The sequence below is a fragment of the Flavobacterium sp. UGB4466 genome, from assembly GCF_903469665.1.
GTDB lineage: Bacteria > Bacteroidota > Bacteroidia > Flavobacteriales > Flavobacteriaceae > Flavobacterium > Flavobacterium lipolyticum.
Genome location: NZ_CAGKLC010000182.1, coordinates 1 through 5077 on the forward strand (window position 1 = coordinate 1; position 5077 = coordinate 5077).

General features: G+C 35.7%; 5 protein-coding genes. All 5 read right to left on the bottom strand.

The annotated features are described in order from the left end of the window. Positions 1-126: 126 nt before the first annotated feature. Complete coding sequence (locus JO950_RS21210) at positions 127-609, bottom strand: hypothetical protein (protein ID WP_017497652.1); 483 nt, start codon at positions 607-609, stop codon at positions 127-129. Positions 610-724: 115 nt separating this feature from the next. Further along, positions 725-1516: a (Fe-S)-binding protein gene (locus JO950_RS21215; RefSeq protein WP_202704429.1), complete on the bottom strand. Its 792-nt coding sequence runs from the start codon at positions 1514-1516 to the stop codon at positions 725-727. A 133-nt stretch (positions 1517-1649) separates the two neighbouring features. After that, positions 1650-2981, bottom strand: a complete 1332-nt coding sequence (locus JO950_RS21220; RefSeq protein WP_202704430.1) for a (Fe-S)-binding protein — start codon at positions 2979-2981, stop codon at positions 1650-1652. 5 nt (positions 2982-2986) lie between these two features. After that, positions 2987-3952, bottom strand: coding sequence for an MlaD family protein (locus tag JO950_RS21225; RefSeq protein ID WP_202704431.1), 966 nt, complete (start codon positions 3950-3952; stop codon positions 2987-2989). Between the two features lie 50 nt (positions 3953-4002). Continuing rightward, positions 4003-5077: N-acetylmuramoyl-L-alanine amidase (locus tag JO950_RS21230; protein WP_202704432.1), on the bottom strand; the 1075-nt coding region annotated here is incomplete at its 5' end.

Consider the following 5077-nt stretch of genomic DNA (forward strand, 5'->3'; position numbering starts at 1 on the left):
CTTTAAAAAAAATAAAACTAAACTATACCAGATCCTAAAAAAAGTGACCGGATTTTGAAGCCACACATCACAATAAAAAAGGCGCAAAACTTAAGTTTTGCGCCTTTCAAATATCATAAATTTCTATTAGAAAAATCTGCTGTGCCAGCTATCGGCTGCAGGAACTTCCCACGATTCGTTGAATTCTTCAATATTGTTAACGAGATTATTAAAAACAATAGTGTTCTCGGAAACTGATTTATCTTTAACCATTTTCTTGAAATCGATTAAAGGTTTGTGTGCAATATGTTCCCCCAGTTTAAAAGTCACATTCATTTTGTCTAACAAATCAACATTGTACTTTTTCTCTAAACTTTGGATAAACTCCACCGAACTATCGATCGAACAGCCTGTTGCCGCTTGTACTTCCTGGTTTACAGCCAAAATAATGAATCGGTTGTATTTTAGCTGATACGAAGCCTCAAGACTTGTTCCGTGTGCCGCCCATTCTTCTACAAAAGCTTTCAGGTCGGTTTCTATTTCAGAAAATTCTTCCTCAGAAAATTTTCTGTTTGATTGATAAATCCAAACTCTGGATTCACCAGGTAAATTTTCAAAAGGTATATACATTTTAATTTTAGATTTTAGATTGGTGATTTTAGATTGAAAAAGTTTCAGGTTTCAGGTTTCAAGTTCAGGTTGAAAAACTTAGAACCTTAGCGCCTTAGCATCTTAGAACCTCAAATTAAAGATCCTGTGCATTCGCAATTAGCTCCGCAACATCCATTACTTTCACTTGTCCTTCTTTTTCCTGATGCTTGATACCATCGGTCAACATTGTATTACAGAACGGACACCCGGCTGCAATAATATCCGGCTGTACTTCCAAAGCATCTTCGGTACGCAATACGTTTACTTCTTTATTTCCAGGTTCGGCATCTTTAAACATTTGTGCACCACCCGCTCCACAACAAAGTCCGTTTGCTTTTGAGCGCTTCATTTCCACTAGTTCAACATCCAGTTTCTGAATCAAGTCTCTTGGCGCTTCATATACTTTGTTAGCTCTACCTAAATAACAAGGATCGTGAAAAGTAATTTTCTTTCCTTTAAACTGACCTCCTTCTACGGTTAGCCTTCCATCATCAATTAATGATTTTAAGAATTCTGTATGATGAATAACATCGTACTGACCTCCTAATTCCGGATATTCGTTTTTTAAAGTATTGAAACAATGCGGACAAGCAGTAACAATTTTCTTTGCTTCATAAGCATTAAGTACCTCGATATTCATCATGGCCTGCATTTGAAACAAGAACTCATTTCCGGCACGTTTTGCAGGATCTCCGGTACAGCTCTCTTCAGTACCCAAAACCGCAAACGATACATTGGTACGATTTAAAATTCGCACAAATGCTTTTGTAATTTTTTTTGCTCTATCATCAAAACTCCCTGCGCAACCTACCCAAAATAAAAATTCAGGCTGTGTTCCCTGGGCTAGCATCTCAGCCATTGTTGGCACTACTAAACTTTCTGACATCTTCTTTTGTTGTTAAATCGGTTAATTGTTTATTTGGTTAATCGCACTCTTTGCGATAACCCTACTCAAAAACCTTACTATTTTATTCCAATCGATTAAACGGTTAAACCAATAACCTTTTAAACTTTTATTTCTAATTTTCGTTTTTCCAATTCAAACGATCCTGCTGGCTGTACTGCCATGGCGCTCCATTGTTTTCGATATTGGTCATCATGGCATTCAATGACATTGGAGCAGCACTTTGTTCCATCACCAAATAACGACGCATGTCCATAATAATAGACAACGGACTGATGTTTACCGGACATTCTTCTACACAGGCGTTACACGAGGTACAAGCCCACAATTCTTCAGGTGTAATATAATCGTTCAATAAGGTCTTATTATCCGGAACAAAAACTCCTTTATTCGCATCGATGTTTTTACCAACTTCCTGCAAACGGTCTCTCGTATCCATCATAATTTTACGAGGAGACAATTTTTTACCCGTTTGATTTGCCGGACATGATGATGTACAACGACCACATTCCGTACAGGTATAAGCGTTTAAAAGCTGTACCCAGTTCAAATCCTGAACATCGCTTGCTCCAAATTTTGCAGGAGCAGCATTTTCGTCAACCGGAGCAGCCGCAAACGGATCTGCGTTTGGATCCATCATCAACTTTACCTCTTTGGTTACTGACTCTAAATTATCAAACTGACCTTCAGGGTTCAGGTTTGCAAAATACGTATTGGGGAAAGCCAAAAGAATGTGCAGGTGTTTAGAAAAATATAAATAGTTCATGAAAACTAAAATACCCGCTATGTGCAGCCACCAGAACACTTCAAACAACAGCACTACCAATTCATTCGACATTCCGTTAAAAATTGGTGCTATAAACTGACTAATAGGGAAGCTTCCTGCTTTATGAAAAACTCCTCCCGGAACATTTTGCAAATGAAGATCGGAAGCATTCATCAATAAAAACAATAACATCAAAACGGTTTCGAAATACAAGATGTAATTAGCATCGCTTTTTGGAAATCCGTCCAGGTCTTTGTTCACAAAACGCTTTAATCGGATTACATTTCTTCTAATCCAAAAAACGGTAACAGCAAAAATGACCAGTATTGCCAATATCTCAAATGACGCAATTAAAACATCATAAACTACCCCTAAATAAGGCGCAAAAATTCTATGCGTTCCAAAAAGTCCGTCAATAATGATCTCGAGTAATTCGATGTTGATAATTATAAAACCTACATATACAAAAATATGAAGTATTCCAGCTACAGGGCGTCTCACCATTTTTGACTGCCCTAGAGCAATCAATGCCATGTTTTTCCAACGTGCTTTAGAATTATCTTTTCGATTTACATCTACTCCCAAATTAATGTTTCGGATGATCTTTTTTACGCTCGATGCAAAAAAGCCAAAACCTATTATAAGAAGTATAGCGAATAAAATATTATCTAAATAACTCATTCTGATTATTTTTTAGTGGTTGTGTTAGCGTCTTCTGTTGGTGCTACATAAGGTTTGTTTTTCTTTCCGAAAAGCGAAACATTTACATAACGTGTTGGGTAAAGACGAACATCCTGTAACAACAATTCAAGCTCTTTTGAAGTTTTAGCCAGATTATTATACAAAGCATCATCATTCAATAATTTACCTGCAGTACCTTTTCCTGAGTTCAAATTACTCATAATACCATCCACTTTAGCTAATGTCTGATTTAAGTTTCGAACAGTTTTCCCTAAATCTGCTTTGTTTAAAGAATCAGAGATTTTATTGAAGTTACTGGACATTTTATTAAAGTTGCTTACCACTCCGTTAATCTGTCCTTTGTTGGTATCTAAAATAGTATTGATGCTTCCTGAAGCTTTATGAAACTGCTCCATAGTCTGACTCAATTCAGCCAAAGTTTTCTTCAGATCTTCTTGTCCTTTTTTATCTAAAACGTTGTTTAATCCAGAAACCAGATTATCAATATTGACCAACATTTTTTCTAATTTCACCTGAATTGGCTCAATTTTCCCGCCCAAAGATTCTTTCAGTCCCGGCTCAACAACCGAAGCTAAAGTCTGACCATCAACTGCCAGTTCTTTGTCTGCAAAATTAGGAACAATTTTGATCTGTTTCCCTCCAATTAAACTTGGAGAATATAAAGATGCCTGACTTGTTTTAGAAATTGGAAAATCCGTTTTTAATTGAAGTTCAACTAATAATTTCCCTGTTACTTCATTGATTGTAATTTTAGTTACTTTACCAATCGTAAGTCCGTTTATGGTAACGGGAGCTGACGCTGACAAATCTTCAACATTATCATATTCTGCATATAATGTTTTGTAATCTGTAAAAAGGTCTTTGCCTTTTAAAAAACTATAGCCCCAAATAAATAATAAAATTGACGCAATGACTAAAATAGCCGTTTTAATTTCTCTTGTTAGTTTCAAAATTCTTAGTGTTTGTACAAAATTAATATAAATATTCGAACTAGAAGCTATTATTTAATGGCGTCTTGAATACTGATCTTTTCTCCATCTTTGGTTGCAACCAAAAAAGCAGCTCCATATCCTTTATCTTTAGCTTCTTCCAAATATTTTTTGGCCGCATCGTAACTTGAAGTTTCCTGATAGAAATATTTATAAATATTATTTTCGTACAGCATGGTTACGTTTTTAAGTCCTTTAAAATTTTTAGGTTCCAATGGTGTTTTTTTAATACTGGCAATAAGCTGTACCTTAAAGAATGTCCCTTTTGGAGTATTTTTAACTGCCGCAGGAGTTTCAACTTCCTTTGTTTTTATCGGAGTTGAAGTGTCTTTTGCCGGTCTTGAATCTATTATTTCCGGAACACCTGAACCAAAATATTCGCTTTTATAACTCAAAATTGCTTCAGCAATCGCTTTTGCAATATCATTTTGTCCTTCTTCTGAGTTTAGAATATTTCCTTCTGTTGGGTTGGATACGAACCCGGTTTCTACTAAAACCCTAGGCATATAAGCTTTATGAAGTACCATAAAAGGCGCTTGCTTTACCCCTCCGTGTCTCAATTTTTTCCCAAGTTTATCAAAATTGTCTTCAATTTTACTGGCCAAAGAAATACTGTTGTCCAGATATTCTTCCTGCATTAAAGTCATTCCGATCATTGATTCAGGTGAATTTGGATCGAAACCTTCGTATTTACGTTTATAATCTTTTTCTAAAGTAATTACCGAGTTCTCTTTTTTCGCAGCTTCAAGATTCGATGCTACTTTACTCAAACCCATTACATAGGTTTCTGTTCCGTCGGCAGCTGTGTTTTTGTTTGCATTACAGTGGATTGATACAAAAATATTCGAATTTGCTCTGTTTGCAATGTTGGCTCTTTCGACCAAATCAATAAAAACATCCGTTTTACGAGTATATATTACATTAACATTAGGACTTCCTTCTAAGATTTTACCCACTTTTAAAACAATAGCTAAAGCAATATTTTTTTCAATACGTCCGCTGTAAACAGCTCCAAAGTCGTGATCACCATGTCCAGCATCAAGTGTTACTTTAAAAACATTTGCCTGGCTATAAGCACAAAAAGAC

Bases quoted from the DNA above. Each gene is read 5' to 3' on its own strand.
- JO950_RS21215 (WP_202704429.1), bottom strand. From the start codon at position 1,516: ATGTCAGAAAGTTTAGTAGTGCCAACAATGGCTGAGATGCTAGCCCAG.
- JO950_RS21210 (WP_017497652.1), bottom strand. From the start codon at position 609: ATGTATATACCTTTTGAAAATTTACCTGGTGAATCCAGAGTTTGGATT.
- JO950_RS21220 (WP_202704430.1), bottom strand. From the start codon at position 2,981: ATGAGTTATTTAGATAATATTTTATTCGCTATACTTCTTATAATAGGT.